Source organism: Bacillus sp. ISL-78, from assembly GCF_018613455.1.
GTDB lineage: Bacteria > Bacillota > Bacilli > Bacillales > DSM-1321 > Peribacillus > Peribacillus frigoritolerans.
Map to the genome: position 1 here is coordinate 46,395 of NZ_JAGGQC010000009.1, position 24,802 is coordinate 71,196.

Below are 24,802 nucleotides of genomic sequence, written 5' to 3' on the forward strand. Positions count from 1 at the left end.
GACCATATAAAACATAGAATTAAGTCGAATCAAATGTCCATTCAATATATTGAAAAGCACCTTAAAAAACTATCTTTTCTTCATAAAAAAAACAGCGGTAAAAACCACTGTCAAAATTCTTTTGAGAAAAATGGAAGAAATAATTTCACTCCACGTTTATTAAAAGGTAAACATTTCAAATCTGCAATTAAATGACTTATGTATCCTACTATACAAGTGGTGAAAATTCCGTCAATCCCCATAAAGGCTTCGAATTGAAAGGCAATGACGCCATAGAAGGCGATGCCGGCAATCGAATGGGTATAACTTCTATGTGCTGTAAAGGATGCCAGGATAATATAGACTCCTAACAGCCATAACCAGCTTTCCTGCAGAGATAAACCGCCTCCTAATACCGCTAATCCAGACAAGGTCAGCATATGCCTTTGCCTAATGAAAGATGAAATAATGATGATTCCGATTCCTGCCCCAGCACCGATCCACTTTACCGTTTCAGAGCCTTCCAAAAGACTATAAATGATCATTAAAATTCCAATCGTTTGTGCTATCGTTCGGATAAACTTATGTGAAAAGGTAATCCTATTACTTAACTTCCCATCAATATCCATATCGGGCATTAGCCCTGAAACTCCCCCAATGCCCACCAAGAATAAAGTGGTGGTCGGATCTGTTTGAAGTGTGTTTGCCGTCAAGAATCCAACTGTTGCCCCTATAGCCATGTGTGCTGTACCGTTCACTGTCTCTCTCCTGTCCCTCTAAGATGTAATCTGCTTCCAAGAAACGAATGTTTGTTCGAATCCCTGCATACCTAACTATACAACATTTTGGGGAAAATTTCTCTAGTTCTTATAAATAAAGCCATAGAAATCAGTGATTAGACCATATAAAGAACGTTATCATTTTAGTTTCTTAGCTCGTTAATATAAAGTATACTTTCAACCTTTTTGGGTATTGGGAAATTTAAATCAGCCAGTAACATTTATTTTTGGAGATATAACCAATTACGAAGCTCAATTATGGAATGTTTAGGTGAATCAAAACTTAGAAATGAATAGTCAATGAAGTCCACATACTTATTGATTGCAGAATTCCTTTTGTTGAATAAAGTCGGAATATAGTAAGGAAACTCTTTAACTGAATGAAGAATAGGTAACTGCTCATATACAATCGATAACGTTCTGATGATTCTTTTTTTTGTTTTGTGACGCTTAGCATCCGCTAGTAATCTTTCAAAATCGATATCCAGGTTTATAAGAAGTTGAATGATATCTATAAAATACTTTAATGAATCCATGTTATGCCGCCACCCATGGAGACAAATCGTATAAAAAAGATGGTAATCGGAAAGTTGTTTAACATGAAGTGAGTCATTGATGAGATATCCTTCTTTCCAAAACTCGGTGATTTCCAAATTAGCCGTATCTTTCTTTAAAATATCCCAATGAAGTTCGACGGTTAGTGGGATTTTGGATTCAGGAAGGTATTTACTGAACGAAGTATGAAAATGATTAGGTATTTGTTTCTCCTTTTGTTTATACCCTAATTGTTTGACCGATTCAATTGCCTGATCCATGTCACTAGCTTTAATTAGTAAATCGATATCAGACGTGGGCCGAGCTCCAAGATGGCCGAACTGTTCCTCAGAAAAAAGCGTCCCTTTTAAAGGAATAACATCTAAGCCGTTATGTTCAAATTCACGCAAAACCAAATCTGTTTGACTTTTAATCAGGATATTTTGATAAAAGACACCTTGAAATTTTTCAATTATTACTTGCTGAAAGAACGCTGGAGTATCCATAAACCTCCCATTCCCTTTCATTAGGAACAATATTTGCGGATGAATTTTCGATTTTTCTATTTCATTTAGAAGTTGCCAATAATATTCTGAGTCAATTGGCAACTTTACTTGCGGTTCAAATAGTACCTGCAGTATCGTTGGATTCAATGGGAAAGCCTCCCCTTTACTCTTTGTTGTAAATTTAGGTGCTTTCGTAACATCCTCGATATAAACGGAAATGTAAGTATTAATCCACCCCATGCTTTTGCTAGAAAACCAGAAGCATGCAATTTGGAATTCCGTTTTTGGACATAAACAAGTTTACCAATCAATTGTTCCAATTGTACTGTATGATCAAAGCTTACATTAGTATCTCCTTTGAAAAGGTATCCGGGTTGCTGATCACTTTTCATTTCCTTATAATACCGGTGGGCAATCAATCGATTAGATGAAGTGTAAAACAAAATAATATCCCCTTTTTTTAAATGAAAAGGATTGCATTCATTAAAGTTACATATATCCCCTTCCTCTATAAAAGGATACATACTACATCCTTGCGCAGGTAAATTAAGTGAGCCCTCTTTTTTCAGTGTCATCTTAAATAATTCGACAATCTCCTTGTCAAATAACATGCTGAATTAATCCAAACTGTAATAAATCCAATAAATACGACTCTATGTCATCTTTTGCTATTTCCTCTGCCGTTAAATATTGATCAGTTAATGTCTGAATCAAGGAGTCCACTGTTTGTGCTTGGTTTAAAAGCCCCCAGCAAAACCCACCGATTTCATTTAGCTTTGTCACTGTGAATTTTTCAGTATGTAAAATAATCCATTCATCACCAAGTTGCGTGGCTTCCACATGATTACTTTGAATATATTGGACCATTACGAAATCAACTCCCAAAAAGTATCGTTTTTCTGAAAAAAGAGGTTATATATAGGTACTTGGTTTACCAGTTCCGTTAACATCCCTAGTATCACTTTTTTATTTGCTGGATGATCTGACCAATAAAACACTTTATTTATCATTGTTATAAGCGAATCCGATTTAGTAAGTATTTCTCTTTGGTTTTGAAGAGACTGATGTAAGACTTGAATACTCCCTAATGGGAAAATTTCTTCTTCCCCAGCAACTAGGATTTCACTTCGGAATGGCGAATTATATACTTCTATTTTTTCGGATGAAATTTTTAAAATGGTTGTTTCATCCGAGAGAAGGTTTCGCGGATAAGATAATTTTGCTGCCGTTGATTTTCCAGCACCAGAATGACCAGCAAAAATATGAGCTTTACCATTTTCTATTACGCAAGAAGAGTGAAGCAGCAGCCCCCATTCATGGTATACAATGAACGAACTGTATAAATTAATTAATGCATGCTTTAAAGCCAATTCATTATAAGCGGAAACCTCTGCATATTGATATTCTGCATCTACTTCTACTAGGTAATCAGACCTTCGAAAATAAATTCTATCAGCCTGCCTATCTTCTTTCACATCATAGTTCACAAAAGATGATCCAAAGTCCATCTGGATTGTTACGGTTAGGTCAGGCCGATAATTTGCGCCCTCCAATTCTCGGAACATCCCATTTATATATTCGGGGGCATTTTCAAATTGAATGAAATGATCCCCTATTTTAGTGTGAAATATTTTCATAATTAGATTCCTTTCTCCCCTTTTTTTATCGACCGAAAATGTTTAAATAGAATATCCAACATTAGGATAATACTCCTATACACGCTATTATAATTCATTATATATTCTTTTTAAAGAACATTTTCAGCTACCTGAATTAAAAGTATAAGTATATAAAGCACAAGTTATCTTATACTTTACCTTATTATTTAATTGTTTTTACTGAATTAAATAATTTTCATAAACGCATATTGTTCTTTACAGAGAACGGTGGTATTCTAAAAAAAGTCAGGTATTTAGTTCTAGTAAATATTATAAAAATGAGATGTAACGAATGAGTGAGGAAAACATACCACTACAAACATCCTGTTTTTTCTAGACTTATTCTTTATAAATAAAGGCTTCATGTGTGAAAAGGAGGGGTTTTACAAGAAAAATTCAGTTTATATAAACATTTAACACAGGGGGAAATTTCATGTCATTTGCAAGGAATATTAAAACGCTCACAATTTTAACGATTGCAATCCTTTTTTTATGTCTTTTGGGCAACTCGCAGGCATATGCGACAAATGGAGGTGGAAAAGGAAGTAAACCTGTTCATGTGACAGGGATTTCTCTAGCTCCAGAGACTATAAAAATGAAAATTAATGATAAAGATGTGGAACTTGTTGAAACGATCAAACCTTTTAATGCTTCAAATAAGCAAGTGACTTGGTCTTCATCAAACACTCGAGTCGCAACGGTTTCTAACGACGGTATAGTCCATCCGAAAGGTCCGGGTACAACAACTGTTACAGTCACGACAAAAGATGGGAATTTTAAGGCGAGAACGAAAGTAATAGTATGTGAACCGGAAATTGCCGTAAAAAGTGTTACGTTACAACCGAAACTAGTAAATCTTACTGTTAATGATGAATCGCAATTAACAGCCAAAGTCATACCGGAGAATGCAACAAATCAAAAGCTTAGTTGGTTTTCTTTAAATCCACGAGTAGCTACCGTTTCAAACGGTAGGGTTCACGCCGTAACGCCAGGAATCGCCATAATAAAGGTTTTCACTAACAATGGGCGGTTTGATTGGTCAATAGTTTCTGTTTGTGCTAGTAAACTAGTACCTGTTGAGAGTCTATCACTTAATCCGAAGAATATAGACATGACTGTTGGTGGAAAAGATGAGATCTTAACTGCGACCATCACTCCATCCAATGCAACAAACAAAAATTTAATATGGACTACATCCGACTCGAATGTGGCAACTGTTAAAAATGGAATAGTTCATCCAGTAGGTCCAGGGTTGGCTACCATCACTGTTTCTACAGAAGATGGAAAAATACAAGAAACCGCTAAAGTGACCGTAACAGTCCCAGTGACTGGAGTAAACATTAGCCCGAATTCCTTGAATCTAACGGTTGACGGTGAGGATAAAGCTTTAAACGCCGAGGTTTCACCATCCAATGCAACCAACAAGAATGTCACTTGGTCAAGCTCAGATTCAAGTGTTGCCACCGTTGATAATGGTATCGTCCACCCTGTCGGACCAGGCCAAGCCACAATCACTGTTACCACGGAAGATGGCAGCTTCACAGCTTCAGCATCTGTTACTGTCAAAATACCTGTTACGGGTATTTCACTGAATCCTGCATCACTGAACTTGATTGTTGGTGGAAAAAACGGAACCTTAACAGAAACAGTTTCACCATCCAATGCAACTAATAAGAGCGTCACTTGGTCCAGTTCAGATTCGAGAGTAGCAACAGTTGATAACGGTGTCGTTAATCCTGTAGGACCAGGCCAAGTAACAATCACTGTTACCACGGAGGATGGCAGCTTCACAGCTTCAGCAAATATTACTGTTACCGTACCGGTTACTGGAGTAACGGTTGACCCTGACACACTTGAACTTTTTGTTGGCGGAAAAGATAAAAGTGTAACAGAAACGGTTTCACCATCTAATGCAACCAACAAGAATGTCACTTGGTCCAGTTCAGATTCAAGTGTTGCCACCGTTGATAACGGTGTTGTCCATCCTGTTGGACCAGGTAAAGCCATCATCACAGTTTCAACAGAAAATGGCGGGTTTACGGATATTGCTACTGTCATTGTCACAGCCCCAGTAGTAAGTGTATCTCTAGATCCTAAAAGCCTGAATTTCAAACTTGGAGACGCAGATCAAAGTTTAACAGCAAAGCTTAATCCCTCCATTGCAACAAACCAAAATGTAAGCTGGACAACATCAGATTCTAGTGTAGCTACCGTTGTAAACGGGGTTGTCCATGCGGTCGGTATAGGTCAAGCAACAATTACAGTCACAACCGAGGAAGGTGGCTTTTCAGACTCAGCTATCATAACAGTTGTCGATCCGGATACCATACCACCGATTACGAAAAATAAAATGACTCCTATTTTTAACGACAAAAATACCTATGTAATAGCCTTGACGGTTACCTACAATGCCTCAGATGATAAATCTGGAGTAAAAGAAACATTATATCGAATAAACGGAGGAACTTGGCAGGTCTATACAAAACCTTTTGATGTAACTGCCGATAAAACCCACACATTGGAATACTACAGCATTGACAATGCTGGCAATAAAGAAACAATCAATTTATATGATTTTGACAAAGGAACATGCTCATGTTCTAAATAATTGGGAGGAATAATTATGGAAAAGCAAATCAAAGCAAAAAAGAAATACGAAGCGCCTAAAGTATTGCATCATCAAATTGTTACCTTTGAAACAGCCATCTCTTCCGCAACGGGACATTGGGAATTTCAATATATAGATGGATGCTGGGTAAGGGTTTTTGTTCCTTGATGGTTATAATAAAGTAAAAAAGCGCGTTAAGGTCTTTTCTAAAGATCTTAACGCGTTTTTTTGTGCAACTTTTTATATTATCTTGTTTACGTTCTGTAACTACATCTATCCCCCAATCCACTCATCACTTTATACCCTTAAAATATAAATGTGAAAAAAGTTTGAAATGACCGAGCACTTTTTGCCCTTACAACTTGTCCTCTCTTGCATATCATAATCATATAGTTTCTTTAATCGATGCTATTTTGTGAGGATTTCTCGAATTATTATGAAAAATAAAGTGTGAGAAGTCTAATTCTTTTAATGAAGGAGAATTTTTATGGAAAGTTCATATGTACTAGAATTGGACCGATGGAACGTGAAAAATAATAATACTGACCCTGTTAATACTTCTAAAGGTATAAATAGCGCATTAGACTGGGCAGCCCAAGAAGGATATATAGAATTTGTATTACCAAAAGGCACCTATTTAATAGATGAAAACAATCCCATTCAACCAAAAAGTTTTATGACATTTAATCTAGGCGGATCAGTTTTGAGGATTAGAGATAATAGCTTGATTGGATATGCAATAATCTCTCTTAAAAATAAGCAGCAATATGCCAGAATAACAAACGGAAAAATTGAAGGCGATCGATACACGCATAATTACTCTAGCGGTGGGACCCATGAATTTGGTGTGGGTATTGAATTAAAACAAGGGGTTCGTTATATTAGTCTAGATAACTTGGAAATTTATAATACTACAGGTGATGCCATCATAGCCGTTGCATCTTATGGAGGTATTGGCGGTGGGTATCCTTCAATTCAAGGAAACTTGGAGAGCGGTGGAATAAATACTGCTAATGGTACAATAGTGAATGACTCAAAGAGAGTACGGACAAGTATCAAGCTGCCAATCGTCCCCCAGATATTGAACACAGGTTATTTCGGACTATATGGAGACAGCTATGGTGGCATTGGTAATGAAATAACAACTGACACATATGATGTAATTTTTTATTCTGGTAATGACACTTTTTTATCATCTGTAACGAATGTACATTTTTTTGATGAAGTAGAAATCCCCTCTGGCGCAAGTTACGCAAAAGCAGTATTACATCAAAGTACTGTCCCCTCAAAAAGTGGTAACACACTTGTTGTTAGAACTCCGGAATTCCCTAAACATGTGTATATAGATAAATGCAATTTACATCATTGTAGAAGATTAGGAATCGCTATTTGTGGTGTTAAGCATTGTTATATCCGAGGCTGTGAGATTCACCATATTAGTGGGACAGCCCCAAGTGGAGCTATTGATATAGAAGATGGTTATGACTTGAATCAATATATTTATATAGATGGGAATAACTTATACGAGAATTCCAGTTATAACATTATCGCTGTTTCAGGGCGTCATGTGAGCATTACCAATAATAAAATTAAGCTAGGAATTTTCACAATAAATTCTGGTGTTAACAAAGCAATTGTGAATAATAACTTTTTTCACGATGCGGGACCCCGTTTAACTGGCGATACACTCTTTTCTGATAATCACTTATTTAATTGCAAATTGCTGTTATTAGGAGAAAAAGAGGCACTTTTGGACAATTGCTTCTTTCATAATAGTCCTTTATCCATTGATAAAAAGAAAGCCTACGTAGCACAAGTTAATAATTGTAAATTTTTCTATGATGAAGATTTTTATACATCAACAATTAATCCTGGTGCACCACTAATATTTAGTGTCGAACCTCAAAATATATCTAATTGTGTATTTGAAGGAAATGGACTGGAAGCATTCACTGTGGTTCCAAGTCGCACCTATGGATGGAATTTCACCAATACTACTTTTAAAAATATTAAACATCGAGAAAATAGGGTGACTGGATTACCGGCTGGTACTTACAATGGTTGTAAATTTATCAATGCTGGTCGTCTAAGTGTTGGAACTTTAGCTGCCAAGTCAGTTTATGACTTTCATAATTGTTACTTTGAATGGGAGGGCTATTATCAATTCTACATGGGCCCATCATCAAAAGTAGACCATTTTAAAATCAGTAATAGCTATTTGGCTGGTAAGTCTAATGCTTTTTATCTGAGCGGGGTTTGGGGGAACTTTGAGTTTCATAATAATACGTTTAATTTTCCTGCGACGTCTACTGGCCGAATGATTGAACTAGTAAATACCCTAGTTGCTGACACTGTTTTGATTACAAATAATAAATTTATATCCACCAATTCCCTTATCGCAGTCTATGCAGAAAAATCTCCGTCTGTCCCCTTAGTCTTCAAAGATAATTTTCTAAATAATGTACAAATAAAGCTTAATGCTAATCATGTCAAACTAAATAATTTTGTCAATGGAGTTTTCAATCCTAATTAATTAATTAATTAATTAATTAATTAATAATCTAAAGTACCAAGGTGAATATTAGATAATGTTTTGAACGTCCCGAGATAAAATAATAATCCATCTCTAATGTGAAGATGGATTATTTTCTTATCAGGGATGATTTACAACTTTAATGATTAAATTTTCCCATTCAACACAATACTGCTCATTAATTCCTTATTAGGATAATCCAAAATTTCATATTGTTGAATAACTTCCTCAACATCATAATCAACTCTAATAATAGAGGCTTGAAAACTATCTTTTTCAATATTAAGTAATACGTATGACGGTTTTCTAAGTCCATCAAATGGTAGACCTACGCTGCCAATATTAATAATGCACTTACCTTCTATATATCTGATGTATGGTTTATGAATATGAGCGTAAATGAATATATCGGCTGAACTATTTTTCATTAATTTTTCATTTATAGTTTCATCACTTTCTGACGGCAAAACAACTTCGAATAAGTCATTTGGAGTTGCATGAAAGGCATGAATTTTGAGATTTTCAAGTTCGATATTTAGATTTGTCGGTAATTTTTCCAAGTATTCACGATCCTTAGCGTTCAGTTTAGAACTTGTCCAATTAACTTCTGAACTCATTATTTCATATAGTTGAACAGGTACCTCTTTTTCTTTTATTCCCCGAACAACCCATTCATCAGCATTCCCTTTTATTACATCTGTCTCCAGAGAGCGGACTAAATCGAGTGATCGTTTTGGTTCAGGCCCTCGGAAGCAGATATCACCTAGAACATAGATTTTATCTACATCGTGTTTTTTAATATTTGCCAATACTGCCTCTAATGCTAATGCGTTCCCATGAATATCAGATATAAATGCAAGTTTCATATTTTCTCCTTTGTATATAATCTTTTTATATTTGTCTGACTTTTTAATCCAATATAATTCCGCACTGTATTAATTTAAGTGGCTTGATTCTTAACCCTTAGCCTAAACTTGTGAAAATAATTTCTGGCTGGCACGATGATTAGACTCTTTTCATATTTATTCATTCCAGTAAACCACATACATAAAATGTACAGAATAGAAAATACAATAATTTTCACTATTAGAACTATCCACAAGTTAGCTATTATTAAGTTATTAATAGTGGCACCATATATAATACTAATGAAAAGTGGGAAACTCATAAAAAGAATATTAACCCAAAACTTCGGTATGTCCAATTTGATTTTTTTCCAATAAAAAATATTTATTATTATAATATTCCCTAAAGTAAAAGCAATGCAAGTTGCTATGGCACAACCAATAACTCCCCAAAATTGAACAAAAATAATACTTATAATAACATTTGCAAATGCAATGAAAATATTAACTATTGATTTAAAACCTTGCATATTCTTGGCTTGTAGTATAACTCCACCCATTCCCTGAATAAGAGGAACAATCATGGGTACTAATATAACTAATGCAACGGTATATGAAACAATATACTCTTCACCGACCCATAAGTTTATGAATTCTTTTCCAAATACAATAAAACCGCTTAAGACAAAAGAAATGATTATATATTGAATCCTCCCTATCCTTATAAATAGATTTGATATTTCTTTATTAGATACTCCTTTAATAACCATTCCAGAAACACATGTTAAGAATACATTCGATATTGCTGAAGAGAATCCAGAAAAGTAACCAGTAAATGATGCTCCAACAGCATAAACAGAAACCGCTACAGTACCACTATACATACCAAGAATAACTTGATCGGTAGATGTATATAGTTGTCCGATTATTAAATTCAAAAATATATAAGATGAAAAAATAATAATCTCCTTAAATAATTTGGAATCGAATTTTCCAAAGGATATTTTTATTTCCAGTTTTTTGAAACAATAATACATGTTAAGTACTATAAATAATAAATTTAAGACCGTAGTCACAATTGCCATTGCTATGGAACCATATCCCATAAATAAAAGGGGTAACATAATTAGTGGGGTTATGAGTGATGATGCGATTACAATCAATTTTTGGAAAACAAACTTTTCATGCGCTAGTACTATTACACTGAAGACACCTAGCCCAATACCTGTAGATATGTTAAAAACCATGATTCCCATAAGTAATTTAAGTTTATTAATCTCTTCTCCATTTAAAGTATCTGAAAAAATCAAATCTGAATTTAAAGTTAATAGAATACCTAAAATTAACGCTATTAATCCAAGAGTCATATAAATCTTGAAAAATAAACCGTAAAGGTTGGAGCAGCCTTCTTCATCATTTAATGCTCTGTATTTTGCTGTATATCTTATTACGGCATTGCCTAAGCCAAAGTTTAATACTCCTATATAACCCGCTGCTGAACTAGCTAAACTGTATAAGCCATATTCTGATTGACCAAGTTGATTTAACATTAATGGAGTGTAAATTATAGAAATGAAGATGTTAAGGAAAAGTGCAATATAAGATAAACCTGCACCTGCTTTTAGTTGATTTTTCATTGTATGTACCTTCCATCCAATTCAAAATAAATCCTGAAATTTATTTATTGTATATTGACTATTTTTTTCACTTCATTATTTGAATTAATATTTTCACCTGCTAAATTACTGGTTAATTCATTCCTTAAAACAGGATCATTTATCAAATTGACAATCGCCTTATAAATTTCATTTGCATCACAATTAACGATAAGACCAGTAACACCATTTTTTATTTGTTCCTTAGCACCGGTAAAATCCGTAGTTATGATTGGTTTGTTTAAACATCTAGCTTCAGAGAGAGTGATACAGTAACCCTCATGTCTAGAAGGTTGAACATAAATATCACAATCTTTAATATATGGATAAGGATTTGGATCTGAACCTAAAAGTTTAAAGTGGTCGGAAACATTACAATTTGTTATTAGCTTTTCATAGTTCACTCTTGAATTTCCGTCACCAATGCAATACCACTTTACCTTATATCCATTATGAATTAACTTAGTTAATGCCTGAATGGCTAAATCTTGGCCTTTTTCGTATGAAAGTCTTCCAACTGTTAAAATTCTTATTCCATCAAATGTGTCCCTAAATCCTTTACCTTCTTCAGCTTGATATTCGATTAACTCTTGTGAAACCACATTTGAAAAAACGTCCGTTTTATTAATTAATGAAGGAAGTTTATTCAAAAAACGTTCTTTTCCTTCCTCGGAAACCACAAAAATTTTATCGATTTTTTTATACATCTTAGCTGCAAAGAATTTATTAAAGCCTATTTTGTTAACGTCAAAATGAATCCATTGTATTCTTTTTTTTGCCTTTATTTTATTAGTAACATAATAGCTTATGAAATCCATAGGGCCTGCATATGCTACCGCTATGTCATATTCTTGTTGTATTACTGGAAATCCTCTTAAAATATATCTATAATATAAACTTCTTTCTTTCATTAGTTTTGAAGATAAGTAACAAAGTAATATAATACTGGCTTTAATGAGATTTCCTTTTTTAAAATGCCCTAATGCAACTGAATGAAGAGGTTCAATAATTGAATGTTTTATATTTTTATATCCCTTGACGTATTCTACTCGAATCCCTTCAGGTATATAGTTCAGAAAATCACCATGCTTCTCCAACATTAAAATGGTAATCTTAAATTTATCCTTAGGGAATGCTGAAACCATATTAAGTAAAGCTTTTTCAGTCCCCCCAACATTCATATTGATTACCATAAATAATATCTTTTTCATTGGATGGCTCCCTTTTTTGATGAGTTTTATCCGATTAATTGGTTGAACTTTTCAATTTCCTCTTGATTCCCTTTTTTTTCAGTTTTGAGATAATCGATGATTTTTTCTTTTGTATCCTTTTCATTAATCAATCTCATGATTCCTTCACTAACTCCATCAGCATTCATATCCACTACTAAACCGTTTTTCTCGTCCACCATTTGATTATAAACTGCATCAAAACGAGTTGTGACCACTGGAACATTTAGCATTCTTGCTTCAGCTATTGCAAGGCCAAATCCTTCAAATCTTGATGTTTGGACATATATATCTGCATCTTTAATGAACGGGTATGGATTAGCTTCAACCCCTAGTAATTTGAAATGATCCATTAAACCATCCCTTTCAATCTGTCTTTCAATATCTTCTCTTAAAGGTCCTTTCCCCAAAACATACCATCTAAAGTGTATCCCTTCCTCTTTTAGTTTTTTACAAGCTTCGATAGCGATATCATAGCCTTTTTGTTCAGCCAACCTTCCTATGGTAAGTATTCTTATTCCAGTAAAACCATCTTCATAACTTCTACCGATATTCGCCATTTTCATAATGAAATCAGCATTATTAATGTCATAAATCACCTGTGTATTGTTTGTATATTGATGAAATGTTTCATTGAAAATTTCTTTTGTAGATTCAGAAACAGCAACTATTTTATCAAATTGATCATAGTATTTCTTCTGAAATGTTTTTTCATTTTCATCTAATCGATAACTTACATTTACCCATGCAAGTTTTACTTTAGCTTTTACTTTTTCTGAAACATAAAAGGTAGGAATTCCTTGTGCATAACTTATAGCAACATCATAAACTTTAGAATTGTTCTCTATGACAGGACTAATAGCTTGCCAAAAAACCCTTGCTTTTTGAGGATTATTATAACTTTTTCTTCTGATATCAAACGAGTATTGTAATCGGGCTGCAATCATCTTGAAATTTAATTTTTTGACAGAATAGATGAATGCAGATAAAAGACTTAAATTTGAAAACTCCGTATAAGTAAGCGGCTTTATAATGTTCACTTCTCGCGGAACCAAGTCTTTTAAAATACCTTCGTGGGCAAACAGCATTAAATCAACCGAGTACTTTGAATAATCAAGAAGTGAAAGCAAGGTAACCAAACTTTTTTCCGCACCAGCACAATCCAAAGAATCAATTACAAAAAGGAGATTTTTTTTCATTTTTTTCACTTCACTTTATTAAATATAGTTTCTTATAATTTTTATTTAAAAATCTTTTTTTGACTACATGTGAGATACTTAATAAATTTTCATTAAAATAGAATAATGCTAGAATATATTTATATTTAAAGAATCATTCATAATTATCTCTTTTGAATTTTTTACTATACTTTCTCTAATAATTCTTAAATAAGATTTTTTATAATTTTTGTTTTCAACTTGATTCAGAATATAAAAAATATTATCAATACACCAATATACATAACAAGAGATTACTAGGTATAAAATTGTTTATAATTTTTCTTCATAAATGGTAATATTTCTTCCCAGGCTATATAAGCGTCTAGTCTTTTTTTACTGAACTTCGATGTAAGGATGCTGTTTTCAGTTTTTACATAGATATACCCAATATAGTTTGTATAAACTGTTCGCTTACTCTTTGCAAAAAGCTGATAGGTGATAGACAAATCTTCATGAATCCTTCCTTCTGGGAATAAGATATTATCAAAACAACTTTTACTAAATAGCTTGTTTACTAAGGAAAATCTAAATAGGACTCCTTTAAAGAGTTCTTCCATTGCTTCAGAATATTCCATCTCTTTGATAAATTTAGTTGTATAGTTATTAATTAGATTCAACTCTATCTCTCTTCCTAATTGACAAACAGAAATATCGCTATTTGTTTCTACGCATAACTGATAAAGTATTTTATACTTATTTTTATCAATCCGATCATCACTATCAACAAATCCTATATAATTACCGTTAGACATGTTTAATCCAGCATTTCTAGCTATGCTGACCCACAATTTTTTTGATGAATAACTTTTACTCTTGAATCAATAACAGCAAATTCAATGCATATATCTCCACTTTGATCCGTTGAGCCATCATTTTCTAGAATAAGTTCTAGTTTTGTAAAAGACTGTGAAAGTATACTTTCTATACATTCCCTTAGATAATTACCAGTGTTAAAAATAGGTACAATTACACTAATTAATGGTTTCATTTACGAATTCATCTCTCAGTCCTATAATTTAATTTTTTCTTTGACAATTGATGTGGAGACTCCCTTCGTATAAGGGAAATAGATGATATCTACCCCCACCTGTTTAAATTTTATTTCCACTTCATTGAATAGAGGGTCACCTTTCCAATCATCCCCTACAAACATTCGATTAAATTGAAGGTTTTCCCATGCAGTAAATTTATCCCGATTCGTTTGAGAAACTACTTTATCTACATACTTTATACCTGCTACAATTTCCATTCTTTCATTATGGGGGATTACAGGCTGTTTATTTTTATATTCCATTACAAGTTCATCTGTACTTACTCCAACAATAAGGTATTCACAATTTTCTTTTGCTTTTTTCAAGATATTAAGGTGCCCTACATGAAATAAATCAAACACTCCTGTTGTATATCCTATTTTGTATTGATTCATCAATTTTACCTCCTAGTTTGTTAAAACAAATTTTTTCTATATGATTTAATAAACTTTCACTTGCTTTACCATCTTCATATGTTTCAATTCGTTCAAGAAAGCTGCTCAATTCGTTTTCATATATTTCAGTATTAAATTGTAAAATTTTCTTATTTAAACCAGCATTATTGACTGCGCTTATAAACGGTAAATTCGAAATGTCATAGTACAGTTCTCGATCCGTTTTTGTATATTCCAATAAATCTGGCACATATAAAAAACAGGGACGTTTCGTGATTGAAAAGTCAAAAATCATGGATGAATAGTCTGAAATAAGAATATCCGATATATACAAGAGTTCTTGGATATCGTCATATTCTGTTACATCCATAACATTTTCACCCTTAATTAATTTATGCGCTTCAGAGAGTAAATGAGGATGTAGTCTAACTAAAAAAACCCAATTACCATTGAACTTTTCTTTCAAAGTTTTTAGGGTACTTGAGTAGTCAAGGTTATATATTTCAGTGCTGTTGCCTTTTCTGAAAGTAGGAGCATATAAAATTACTTTAGTTCCTTCTGGAATGCCTAGCTTGGTAAATATTCCTTGTTTTTGTTTAGGATCGAAATGAAAAAGGAAATCATTTCTTGGTATACCCTTTTTGAAAATTTCTCCATTATACCAAAATGCTCTTTTGAGAATTTCCGTACTATCGTGACACCCGGATAATAGTAAATCACATTTTAAAGAATCCTTTTTAGCCATTTGAATATACTGTTCTGGTAAATTTTCTTCAGCGTCTTTTTCAATTTGTTTTAACCTTAAGGAACTGTGCCAAGTTTGTATGTAGTATTGATTTTTCCTTTTTATGAAGAATTCATTAGTTCTATAATTAGTTATGATCACCTTAGAAGTACATAATTCATAAAAATACTTTAAAGTCATGGTTTTGACTTTTCTGATGTTTGTTATTTCTGTTTTAGATTCTAAGTCATTAAAAGCCCAGACTAGATCGAAATAATCTTGAGGGTAATGTTTTAGTATATATTCAGTAATATATTTAGGGTTGCACCCATATTGGCTGCCATAATAACTATAAAGAAATATCTTATTTTTTTTAACAGGAAGCAGATTTAATAAATGAATAAGAAGAAAAGTGATCCTTTTTTTTAGAGCTAGCCATAGTGTACCCATTATTCAGGAATCCCCTTTATGTTATTTGATATATTTATACGTTCTAGTTTAGGAGACTTTGTATGAAACCCTGTCAATCTAAAAAGTTTGTATACAGCCAAATATAAAGTATGAAGATAAGGGTGTATGTTAAAGAGATGTAACTGAGTTTGTAATTGGCGATTATACGAAACAGCTTCATTAATTTCACGATAATGAGTCTTTAAATAGTTTTGAAGATCTTTCCTTAACAATCCGCCTTTGTCTTTTGATCTGTTAGCTAAAAGGAGATTATAATGAATAAGAATATTCTTAAGAAGAGACTGGTACGAATCATTGGCCAAGTTTTCATAATATTCTTCAATAAAATTATGTCTTTCTTTTAACCCTTGGATAATATCCAAGTTCCTTGTGGTATATGAAGCTACGATGCTGTCATCTCTTTGAAAATAGTAACACAAGGGTTTATGAACAATTACATAAGAATTGACTCGCTGCATAACATGATGAGCCCAAAATACATCCTCGAATAAAACGCCCTTTTTGAAAGGTATATCCTTTATAAGGCTGGTCCTATAGAGCTTTCCCCATGCAAAATTCTTCACTCTTTCATTAATGACTAACTCAGCCATTAATACTTGATTGTCTAATATTAATGGGGGGGCATCTTTGGGAAAATATCTATTATCAAAAATTAAATGATCTTCATAGGCATAATAAAAGGCAGATTGAACTATATCTGCTTTAAATGTTAAACTCGTACGAACAAGTTCTTCAATCATAGTAAGTTCCAACCAATCATCACTATCTACAAAAATAGTTAATTCACCTGTAGCTATTCTCATCCCGTAGTTTCTAGCATCGGATAGTCCCCCATTTTTTTTATGAATTACTTGTATTCGGGAGTCCTTTTTTTCATAATCATCTGCAATTTTTCCACAGTTATCCGGTGAACCATCATCAACTAATATTATTTCAAGATTAGTGAAGCTTTGATTTACGATACTATCAATACACCTTGTTAAGTACTTTTCCACGTTGAAAATAGGTACAATAACACTTACTTTCGGTAACATAATCATTGTAACCACCTAACTTTAATGAAAGCTTTATCTCATTTATCGGATGTGTTATTTTGCCATTTTATAAAATCAATTAATTGTTTGTACTGAGGAATCTGTTCTTTCTCAAGACCATTCCTTTTTAGTTCTTGAACAAATTCAATCCATTCTTTTTCTATGTAATATGGAGCCAATGTTGGCGTTTCTTGGTTTAATAGTGAAACAAAATCGACATTCAATACATGCGCAATTTTTTCCATAATGTGAAGTGAGGGATTGCGATTTAGATTGCGCTCAATGTTACTTAGATAAGACTTCGATATATTTGCCTGTTCAGCCAATTCAGATAACGTATATCCTCTTTTCTTACGCAATTCGGCAATATTTTTTCCAATCATTTGATTACCTCTTCATCCTTTTTTACCCATTTCCAATTGGATTCCCTTTGGATGAATGGGTATTATCAATTCCTTTATTTATAGCATTATTAATTGAGTTGATGACTCTCATTTGATCATCTCGAGACATGTTTGATCCGGATGGTAAACAGATCCCTGTAAAAAATAACTGTTCAGAAACGTTCGTTTCTTTATAATGTGGGTAATAGACATACCCTTTAAAAATAGGTTGCATGTGTAGCGGCTTCCAAACATGTCTAGCCTCAATATTTTCCTCCTGTAGAGCCTGTAATAATTTTTTTATAGAAATTCCAAATTCAGCTTCATTTATGGTCAATGCGGTCAACCATCTGTTTGAACGGGTATTTTCTAATTCGGGCATGAATTTTAATCCAGGTAAATCAGCCAAATGCTGATAATATAAATCATAAACCGCTCTCCTTGCTTTTACTCTTTCACCCAATACCTCTAATTGCCCTCTTCCAATGCCAGCAAGAATATTACTCATACGGTAATTGTAACCAACCTCACTATGCTGATAATGAGGGGCAACATCTTTAGCTTGAGTAGCTAAAAACCGAGCTCGTTGTATTGCATTAGTATCGTTAGAAATTAACGCTCCGCCACCAGAGGTTGTGATAATTTTATTTCCATTAAATGAGTAAATTCCAAATTTCCCAAATGTCCCACTCGCTTTTCCTTTATAAGTGGCACCTAATGACTCGGCTGCATCTTCGATAATCGGGACGTCATACTGATTACAAATCGTTACTAGTTCAGCCATTTTAGCCGGTTGACCGTATAGATTAACTATTATGACGGCTTTAGGAAGTTTGCCGGCATTAGCAGCTTCTCTTAATGCTCTTTCTAAAGCAATAGGAGACATATTCCAAGTTTCTGGTTCAGAATCTATGAAAATAGGTTGTGCACTTAAATAAAGAATCGGATTGGCGGTTGCCACAAAGGTAAGACTAGAGCAAAAAACAGTATCATTTTTTCCCACACCCAATAAAGAAAGAGCCAAATGAATTGCGGCAGTTCCAGAGCTGACAGCAAGCACTTCTTTGACTCCTACATATTTGGCTATATCCTTTTCAAAAGCATCCAGATTTGGCCCCAGCGGTGCAATCCAATTTGTTTCAAATGCTTCATTAATATACTTTTCTTCATTTCCGCTCATATGGGGAGCTGAAAGTAAAATTCTTTTTTTGCTTGTTACATTTAACATTCTACACACCTCCTATACCTATTTTTTTCATCTTTGCAGGGGTTCCGACAGCTAAACTATGAGATTGAATGTTATTTATAACAGTAGCTCCAGCACCAATCACGGACCATTCTCCAATATTCACATTTGGTATCAGTGTAGAACCGGCACCTACATGAGTCCCTTCATCTACCTTTACGGCACCAGTTAATGTCGCATGGGGTGAAATATGTACAAAATCACCTATTTCACTATCATGTTCTATCACAGAAGCTGTATTGATGATTGAATGACGGCCAATTTTAGCATCAGCATTGATAACAGTTGATGGCATGACTACTGTACCTACTCCTATCTTTATGCTTGGACTAATAATGGAAGAAGGGTGAATTACCGATACATAATAAGAATCCGGTATATTCAATTCCTCTACAACTTTTTTACGAATATGGTTATTACCTATTGCAACAATGAATTTTATATCCTTGAATTGCTCTAATAAATCGGATACGATTGAAAGCGGTGCAAAAAACAAATGTTCTTTCACGATTGTTCGATCATATTTATCGTCTAGATAACCAATTAATTCGTTCCCTTCAGCTATATCAATCATGTCCTTTATAACTTTACTATGACCGCCTTCCCCAACTAATACAATTTTCATCCCTGCCCCTCTCTTTCCTGACCATCAGATCCTCTAAAGGGAAGCATGGTTTCATTTGTCCCTGAATTTACTCCTTCAGATTTAACCACTTTTACTATCGTGAGTAATAATATTTTAAAATCGAGTAATAATGATTGATGATTTACATACCAAACGTCCAATGTGAATTTTTCTTCCCATGATATCGCATTTCTACCATTTACTTGTGCCCAACCAGTTATTCCAGGACGAACATCATGACGTTTAGCTTGATCATCGTTATATAAAGGAAGGTATTCCATTAATAAAGGACGTGGTCCGACTAAACTAAGGTCACCTTTAACAACATTAACTAACTGTGGCAATTCATCTAGGCTTAACTTTCTAAGTGCATTGCCAAATCTGGTTAATCTCAAATGGTCAGGAAGGGGTTTACCTTGTTCATCGGTTTGATTATTCATGGAACGAAATTTATAAAGGGTAAAAGGCTTTCCATTAAAACCTGGTCTTGTTTGTTTAAAAAGTACAGGCGTTCCAAGGTTATACTTTATAAAAATTCCTATTATCACCATTATTGGACTTAGGATAACCAATAAAATCAATGAAATTAAAAAATCAATTATTCTTTTCATAATCTTCACTTCCGAGATTTTTATTTACCATTTGTCATGACAATTTTTTGTTTGATTTCTTCTATTAATATAGATACTTTCATATCTGATTGATTACCCAACTTATAGGCAACTAATAAAATATCTTTAAAGTTTTCCTTCTTTGCTTTTTTGCTCATCCCTTACACCATTTTTCTAATTATTTGGTATTAAAAAATCCTCGCATTGTATTAAGCGGGGATTTTCCAATTCATCTTTTATTTTATATCCATTAGGATTACGTGATTGCCATCTCCAAGAATCCTCACACATATCGTGAATGCTTTTCTTTGCAATCCAGTTTAATTCTTTTTCCGCTTTCTTAGGATCTGCATAACAAATGGCGGCATCTCCCGGCCTAGGATGTGAAATGTTAATGGGGATTTTTACTCCTGTTGCTAACTCAAAAGCTGACACTACTTCTAAAACGCTGTATCCTATTCCGGTTCCAAGATTATAAATATTAACACCGGTGGATTTTAGAGTTTTATCTAGTGCTGCTACATGGCCATTTGCAAGATCAACTACATGGATATAATCTCTTACACCTGTCCCATCTTTCGTTGAATAACCATTCCCGAAAATATTAAGTACATTTAACTGACCTACGGCCACTTTAGTGATATATGGCATTAAGTTATTAGGGGTTCCGCTTGGATCTTCACCTATCATACCGCTTTCATGTGCCCCTATTGGATTGAAATATCTCAGGATTGTAATGCTCCATTCATTGTCTGAAATATATATGTCCTGAAGAATTTCTTCGACCATTAATTTTGTCCTGCCATATGGATTCAAAGCTTTTAAGGGAAATCCTTCTGATATTGGAACTGTATCCGGCAATCCATATACAGTGGCAGATGAGCTAAATACCAGTTTTTTCACACTATATTTTTGCATAAGGTCACAAATTATAATGGTCGTAGTGATATTGTTTTTATAATATTTCAGAGATTCTTTAACGGATTCACCTACCGCTTTAAGTCCAGCTAAGTGGATAACTGCTTCAATTTGATTTACTAGGAACACTTTTTCTAAAGATTCTGAATCTAAAAGATCCAAATGATAAATCATGATGGTTTTTCCTGTTATTTCACAAACACGCTTTAGCGATTCTGGTTTACTATTAGAAAAATTATCTACCACAATAATCTCATAATCTTCATTCAATAGCTCTATGCATGTATGGCTGCCGATGAATCCAGCTCCGCCGGTGACCAGTATTGCCATTTATTAGATTCCCTCACTTTCATTTAAATTTAATTGTTGATTAATCCATAGATTTTATTAATTTCATTTTCATTGCCATAATCCTTCGCAAGTACGTTCGAAACTATTGCCCCCCTAAATTCATCATCAACAATCATTTTTACAATCCCTCTGGCAATTCCATCCTGACCGCACTCTGTTATTAAGGCATCAAACCCATTATCCGCTTGGCTTTTTGCGGTAGGGAAATTGGTTATCACAACTGGTTTACCAAGCACTTGTGCTTCTCGTATTGTTACTGCTTTACCTTCATAACGTGAAGGTTGAACATAAATATCACAAGCTGCAATATATGGATATGGATTGGTTTTCTTCCCTAATAATATAAATTGCTTTTCAACTCCTAATTTTATTATTAAGTTTCTTAACTCGTTTTCGAGAGGTCCATAACCTACCACATACCACTGAATGTCAAATCCCTCGTCTATTAGCTTTTTACAAGCCCTTATTGCTTCATCCAAACCTTTTGCATGTGTTAAACGTCCCACTGTTACTAATATGGTTTTACCAGGTGAATTAATGATTTCTTTGGGAATATCTGCCTTCGCTTGTTCTCTAACAAAATCTGGAGAAAGAATATTTTCGATTACCGTTGTTTTTTCCTTGAAGTCAGGAAAAACTTCTAAAAATGTTTGAGAACATTCTTCAGAAACCACTACGATATCATCTATTTTCCCCCACATTTTCTTCTCAATTTTCTTATTCACATAAATATTGGAATAATCGGTATGAATCCAGCCGATCTTCTTCTTGGCTTTGACTTTATCCCCGATAAAGTGATGTGGCCATAAAAAACCTATGGCCACATCATATTCTTTATTAAGATTTGGTAAATGCCGGGTAGTAAGCTCCCAACCGTACTGAATGGATAAATAACCTGGTTCTTCAACCTTTTTTACTTTTCCATGTACTACACCTGAATACTTTGCGATGACTCTAGAAATAGCGATAGGGTAAAAACCCTCTTTTACAATTTGTTGAATGGATTTTCTAAAGGTTGTATACGAAGGTTCTTCCGGTAATAAATTAGGACCTTCCGGGATATATGACAGGAATTCTCCTTCATGTTTAAATAATAATAAATCGACATCGTATTTAGCATAATTGATTTGATTTAACAATCCTATTAGACTTCTTTCGACTCCTCCAATTGCCAAGTCAAAAGATGTAATCAAAATCTTTTTCTTCATCGTAAAAACCTCTTTTTCAGGAAACTTCATATAGCTTTAACCAATCCCTAACATTCCCATGTATATCATAACCCTTATTCGATATTTTTCTTTTAATCGTTTCATTGTCAGGTGTATCGATCAATAAGGATCTAATTACTTCGTTACACCAAACGTCTAGAGGCTCCTGCAAACTAATAAATGATGCTAAGCCGAGTTCCATATCTATACTTTTTGGTAAAGTATCCGACATAATGCAAGGCGTTCCAGATCCTTGTGCTTCTAATGCAGCAATTCCAAAGCCTTCGAATAATGAAGGAAATAAGAAAACATCAAAAGCTTTCATTAATCTAGGAATATCCGTTCTTACTCCTAAGAATTTGATATTTTTTTTAATTCCTAACGCTTCTGCTTTTTGCTCCATTTCCAGTCTTAAAGGACCATCTCCGATTAAAAGGGCAAAAAACTTTCTATCTTTCTTTATTAATGTATTTAAAAATTGCAAAATAAAAAGGTGGTTTTTCGAATCCGAAAACCGCCCCACGTGTCCAATGATTTTTACTTCTTCGCTTAAACCAAACTCTCTAATGATACTATCCTTACTATTTACATTTGATTCAGTAAAATCGTTAACATTTATTCCATTTTTTAATATCGTGACTTTTCCATTTTTCACTCTTTGTTTACCAAACATGAATTGAGCCGCCTCAGGACTACATCCGCAAAATCTATTTGCTGAAATTTTCATGATTGTTTGAAGGAGCTTAAGCGTAAATCTTTCTTTAAAATGGTTTCCTTTTGCCCAATTATTACTGTGTGAATGACAGATCCTTATTTTTATCCCCGCTATCTTTGCTGCTAATGCTGGAAAGCCTGCTTGATAATCAGTATGGGCATGAACAGCTTGGTAAGGATGGGAAGACATGATTCTATTTAGTTCTTTAAGATAGGATATTGGACCGACTTTTCCCAAGCTTGGTATTTTAAACAAGTTTCCACCTAATCTTATTATTTCATCTTCGAAATCTTCTTTCTTATTTGAATGAGTAACAAAGTCAAATTGAATCTTTTCTCTGTCCAGATTCCTATATATGTTCATAATAATTGTTTCTGCCCCGCCACGATCCATCGCACTGACAATATGTAAAACTCTCTTTGGAGACCTTAATTTCTTCATCAAATTTCACCTCCCCACTATTAAAATAAGCTTTCTAAAATATCACTTTTATACAAAATATTTAAACTGGTAACATTTTCGTAAAAATAAAAAACAAAAAATAAAACGAGAATTGAATAATATAAGAGCTTTTGATCTTTTTCACTAAATAATTCAATTAGCCAGGAAATCAGAATTAGTTGATATAAATTAAAATAAATAGAAATCCTCGCGAATATCCATTGTTGTGTGGAAATAATCATAAACACCAATCCCAATAAAGCCATATTTACTATATAGTCACTCTTAGGAAATATTTTGCGAAGTTTATCTTTACCTAGGTAGGCAATTAATAATGGCGCTGCACTGACTGCTACCCTAATCACACTAGCCCCGCCTTCATTAAAATTAGAATAGTCACTATACTGGGTATCCTGTAAAACAGAAAATAAAAACGATGTAAATTTCCCAAAACCAAGGACAATAATAACGGAAAAAGATAACCAAGCAAGAGTTGATTTTGTCCATGCCTTTGTTCTAACTAAAAAATAAATGGGTATAAGGATAAGAGCACTTTGGTGAAATGTAGATGCAATTAATACAATTAATGTGTATTTCACAAAATTTCCATTTAATAAATACTTGGTTGCTGTAAAAATAATGGCAGCTGCAAGCACTTGCCGTATTCCATTCATTGATACTAAGTGCAACCCACCTGTAATATATACATAGGTGCCTAGTTCAAAAAGTCGTGAATATTTATATAAAACCATGACAATTAAAACATTTGTGATCATAGCAGTTGTAAAAATCAATACTTGAGGGTCACCTGAGAATTTCTTTAACAACATCTGCAGAATGCCGAATCCCATATCCTTTTGTGAAGATATATACTCCCAAGTAAAGTCATTTTCAATATAAATATTTTTATAATTGAAAGTATCTCCAATATTTGTCCTGAGTCCCGAAACACAAACTAAACATACAACAGCTAAAAAAACCAACAGCTTATTTGGTTTAAAACCATATAATTCAGTCGGTGTGATTAGTGAATATGTTGAAAAATACCTACCTAAATATGAAAAAATAAATACGATGGCGAGATTGATCCAAAGTATGGTCAT

At 33.6% G+C, this 24,802-nt stretch carries 24 protein-coding genes and 1 pseudogene; 3 read left to right on the forward strand and 22 right to left on the reverse strand.

The annotated features are described in order from the left end of the window. Positions 1-110: 110 nt before the first annotated feature. The 5 genes from J7I96_RS12125 to J7I96_RS12145 all read right to left on the reverse strand — a co-directional run bounded on the left by J7I96_RS12125 (position 111) and on the right by J7I96_RS12145 (position 3,435). Complete coding sequence (locus tag J7I96_RS12125) at positions 111-737, reverse strand: metal-dependent hydrolase (protein WP_214923021.1); 627 nt, start codon at positions 735-737, stop codon at positions 111-113. A gap of 242 nt (positions 738-979) precedes the next feature. After that, the gene (locus J7I96_RS12130) at positions 980-1,945 is read right to left on the reverse strand and encodes a nucleotidyltransferase family protein (protein ID WP_214768318.1); all 966 of its coding nucleotides are present in this window, start codon (positions 1,943-1,945) and stop codon (positions 980-982) included. Further along, a complete protein-coding gene (locus tag J7I96_RS28810) occupies positions 1,942-2,409 on the reverse strand; it encodes a signal peptidase I (protein WP_214768319.1) in 468 nt (155 codons plus the stop codon). The genes J7I96_RS12130 and J7I96_RS28810 overlap by 4 nt, the downstream gene beginning before the upstream one ends. After that, positions 2,399-2,665, reverse strand: coding sequence for a PqqD family protein (locus tag J7I96_RS12140; protein WP_214768320.1), 267 nt, complete (start codon positions 2,663-2,665; stop codon positions 2,399-2,401). The genes J7I96_RS28810 and J7I96_RS12140 overlap by 11 nt, the downstream gene beginning before the upstream one ends. Beyond that, a complete protein-coding gene (locus tag J7I96_RS12145; RefSeq protein WP_251025056.1) occupies positions 2,665-3,435 on the reverse strand; it encodes a hypothetical protein in 771 nt (256 codons plus the stop codon). Before J7I96_RS12145 ends, J7I96_RS12140 begins: the two co-directional genes overlap by 1 nt. Positions 3,436-3,889: 454 nt before the next feature. Here J7I96_RS12145 and J7I96_RS12150 point away from each other — a divergent pair, with 454 nt between their 5' ends. From J7I96_RS12150 to J7I96_RS12160, 3 genes are all read left to right on the forward strand, one after another. Then, positions 3,890-6,064 carry an Ig-like domain-containing protein gene (locus J7I96_RS12150; RefSeq protein WP_214768321.1) on the forward strand — a complete coding sequence of 725 codons (2,175 nt, stop codon included), beginning with the start codon at positions 3,890-3,892 and terminating at the stop codon, positions 6,062-6,064. 15 nt (positions 6,065-6,079) lie between these two features. Beyond that, positions 6,080-6,232 carry a hypothetical protein gene (locus tag J7I96_RS12155; RefSeq protein ID WP_214768322.1) on the forward strand — a complete coding sequence of 51 codons (153 nt, stop codon included), beginning with the start codon at positions 6,080-6,082 and terminating at the stop codon, positions 6,230-6,232. Positions 6,233-6,551: 319 nt separating this feature from the next. Further along, positions 6,552-8,597 carry a right-handed parallel beta-helix repeat-containing protein gene (locus tag J7I96_RS12160; protein ID WP_214768323.1) on the forward strand — a complete coding sequence of 682 codons (2,046 nt, stop codon included), beginning with the start codon at positions 6,552-6,554 and terminating at the stop codon, positions 8,595-8,597. A gap of 146 nt (positions 8,598-8,743) precedes the next feature. On the opposite strand, the gene J7I96_RS12165 is transcribed toward J7I96_RS12160, so the two are convergent. From J7I96_RS12165 to J7I96_RS12250, 17 genes and pseudogenes are all read right to left on the reverse strand, one after another. Continuing rightward, complete coding sequence (locus tag J7I96_RS12165; protein WP_214768324.1) at positions 8,744-9,463, reverse strand: metallophosphoesterase family protein; 720 nt, start codon at positions 9,461-9,463, stop codon at positions 8,744-8,746. A gap of 74 nt (positions 9,464-9,537) precedes the next feature. Then, complete coding sequence (locus J7I96_RS12170) at positions 9,538-11,079, reverse strand: oligosaccharide flippase family protein (RefSeq protein WP_214923022.1); 1,542 nt, start codon at positions 11,077-11,079, stop codon at positions 9,538-9,540. Positions 11,080-11,123: 44 nt separating this feature from the next. After that, positions 11,124-12,308 (reverse strand): glycosyltransferase, encoded by a 1,185-nt coding sequence (locus tag J7I96_RS12175; RefSeq protein ID WP_214768326.1) that lies wholly within the window; start codon positions 12,306-12,308, stop codon positions 11,124-11,126. A 26-nt stretch (positions 12,309-12,334) separates the two neighbouring features. Beyond that, the gene (locus J7I96_RS12180) at positions 12,335-13,525 is read right to left on the reverse strand and encodes a glycosyltransferase (RefSeq protein ID WP_214768327.1); all 1,191 of its coding nucleotides are present in this window, start codon (positions 13,523-13,525) and stop codon (positions 12,335-12,337) included. Positions 13,526-13,800: 275 nt separating this feature from the next. Beyond that, a pseudogene (locus J7I96_RS12185) lies at positions 13,801-14,534 on the reverse strand (glycosyltransferase). Between the two features lie 21 nt (positions 14,535-14,555). Next, positions 14,556-14,972 carry an FAD synthase family protein gene (locus J7I96_RS12195; protein ID WP_214768330.1) on the reverse strand — a complete coding sequence of 139 codons (417 nt, stop codon included), beginning with the start codon at positions 14,970-14,972 and terminating at the stop codon, positions 14,556-14,558. Next, entirely contained in the window at positions 14,932-16,146 is a 1,215-nt protein-coding gene (locus J7I96_RS12200; protein ID WP_214923023.1) for a CDP-glycerol glycerophosphotransferase family protein, read from the reverse strand. Before J7I96_RS12200 ends, J7I96_RS12195 begins: the two co-directional genes overlap by 41 nt. Continuing rightward, on the reverse strand, positions 16,146-17,201 hold the full coding sequence (locus tag J7I96_RS12205; RefSeq protein WP_214923025.1) for a glycosyltransferase family 2 protein: 1,056 nt from the start codon (positions 17,199-17,201) through the stop codon (positions 16,146-16,148). The genes J7I96_RS12200 and J7I96_RS12205 overlap by 1 nt, the downstream gene beginning before the upstream one ends. A 38-nt stretch (positions 17,202-17,239) precedes the next feature. Next, the gene (locus J7I96_RS12210) at positions 17,240-17,584 is read right to left on the reverse strand and encodes a helix-turn-helix domain-containing protein (RefSeq protein ID WP_214768333.1); all 345 of its coding nucleotides are present in this window, start codon (positions 17,582-17,584) and stop codon (positions 17,240-17,242) included. Between the two features lie 22 nt (positions 17,585-17,606). Further along, a complete protein-coding gene (locus J7I96_RS12215) occupies positions 17,607-18,812 on the reverse strand; it encodes an aminotransferase class I/II-fold pyridoxal phosphate-dependent enzyme (RefSeq protein WP_214768334.1) in 1,206 nt (401 codons plus the stop codon). 1 nt (position 18,813) lies between these two features. Continuing rightward, complete coding sequence (locus J7I96_RS12220) at positions 18,814-19,455, reverse strand: acetyltransferase (RefSeq protein ID WP_214768335.1); 642 nt, start codon at positions 19,453-19,455, stop codon at positions 18,814-18,816. After that, entirely contained in the window at positions 19,452-20,066 is a 615-nt protein-coding gene (locus J7I96_RS12225) for a sugar transferase (RefSeq protein WP_214923026.1), read from the reverse strand. The genes J7I96_RS12220 and J7I96_RS12225 overlap by 4 nt, the downstream gene beginning before the upstream one ends. 20 nt (positions 20,067-20,086) lie before the next feature. After that, complete coding sequence (locus tag J7I96_RS12230; protein ID WP_214768337.1) at positions 20,087-20,224, reverse strand: YwzD family small protein; 138 nt, start codon at positions 20,222-20,224, stop codon at positions 20,087-20,089. Between the two features lie 16 nt (positions 20,225-20,240). Beyond that, positions 20,241-21,314 (reverse strand): UDP-glucose 4-epimerase GalE, encoded by a 1,074-nt coding sequence (galE, locus tag J7I96_RS12235; RefSeq protein WP_214768338.1) that lies wholly within the window; start codon positions 21,312-21,314, stop codon positions 20,241-20,243. Positions 21,315-21,343: 29 nt separating this feature from the next. Further along, positions 21,344-22,543, reverse strand: a complete 1,200-nt coding sequence (locus J7I96_RS12240) for a glycosyltransferase (RefSeq protein WP_214923027.1) — start codon at positions 22,541-22,543, stop codon at positions 21,344-21,346. Between the two features lie 16 nt (positions 22,544-22,559). After that, on the reverse strand, positions 22,560-23,699 hold the full coding sequence (locus J7I96_RS12245; protein ID WP_214768340.1) for a glycosyltransferase family 1 protein: 1,140 nt from the start codon (positions 23,697-23,699) through the stop codon (positions 22,560-22,562). Between the two features lie 20 nt (positions 23,700-23,719). Continuing rightward, positions 23,720-24,802, reverse strand: coding sequence for an EpsG family protein (locus tag J7I96_RS12250; protein ID WP_214768341.1), 1,083 nt, complete (start codon positions 24,800-24,802; stop codon positions 23,720-23,722).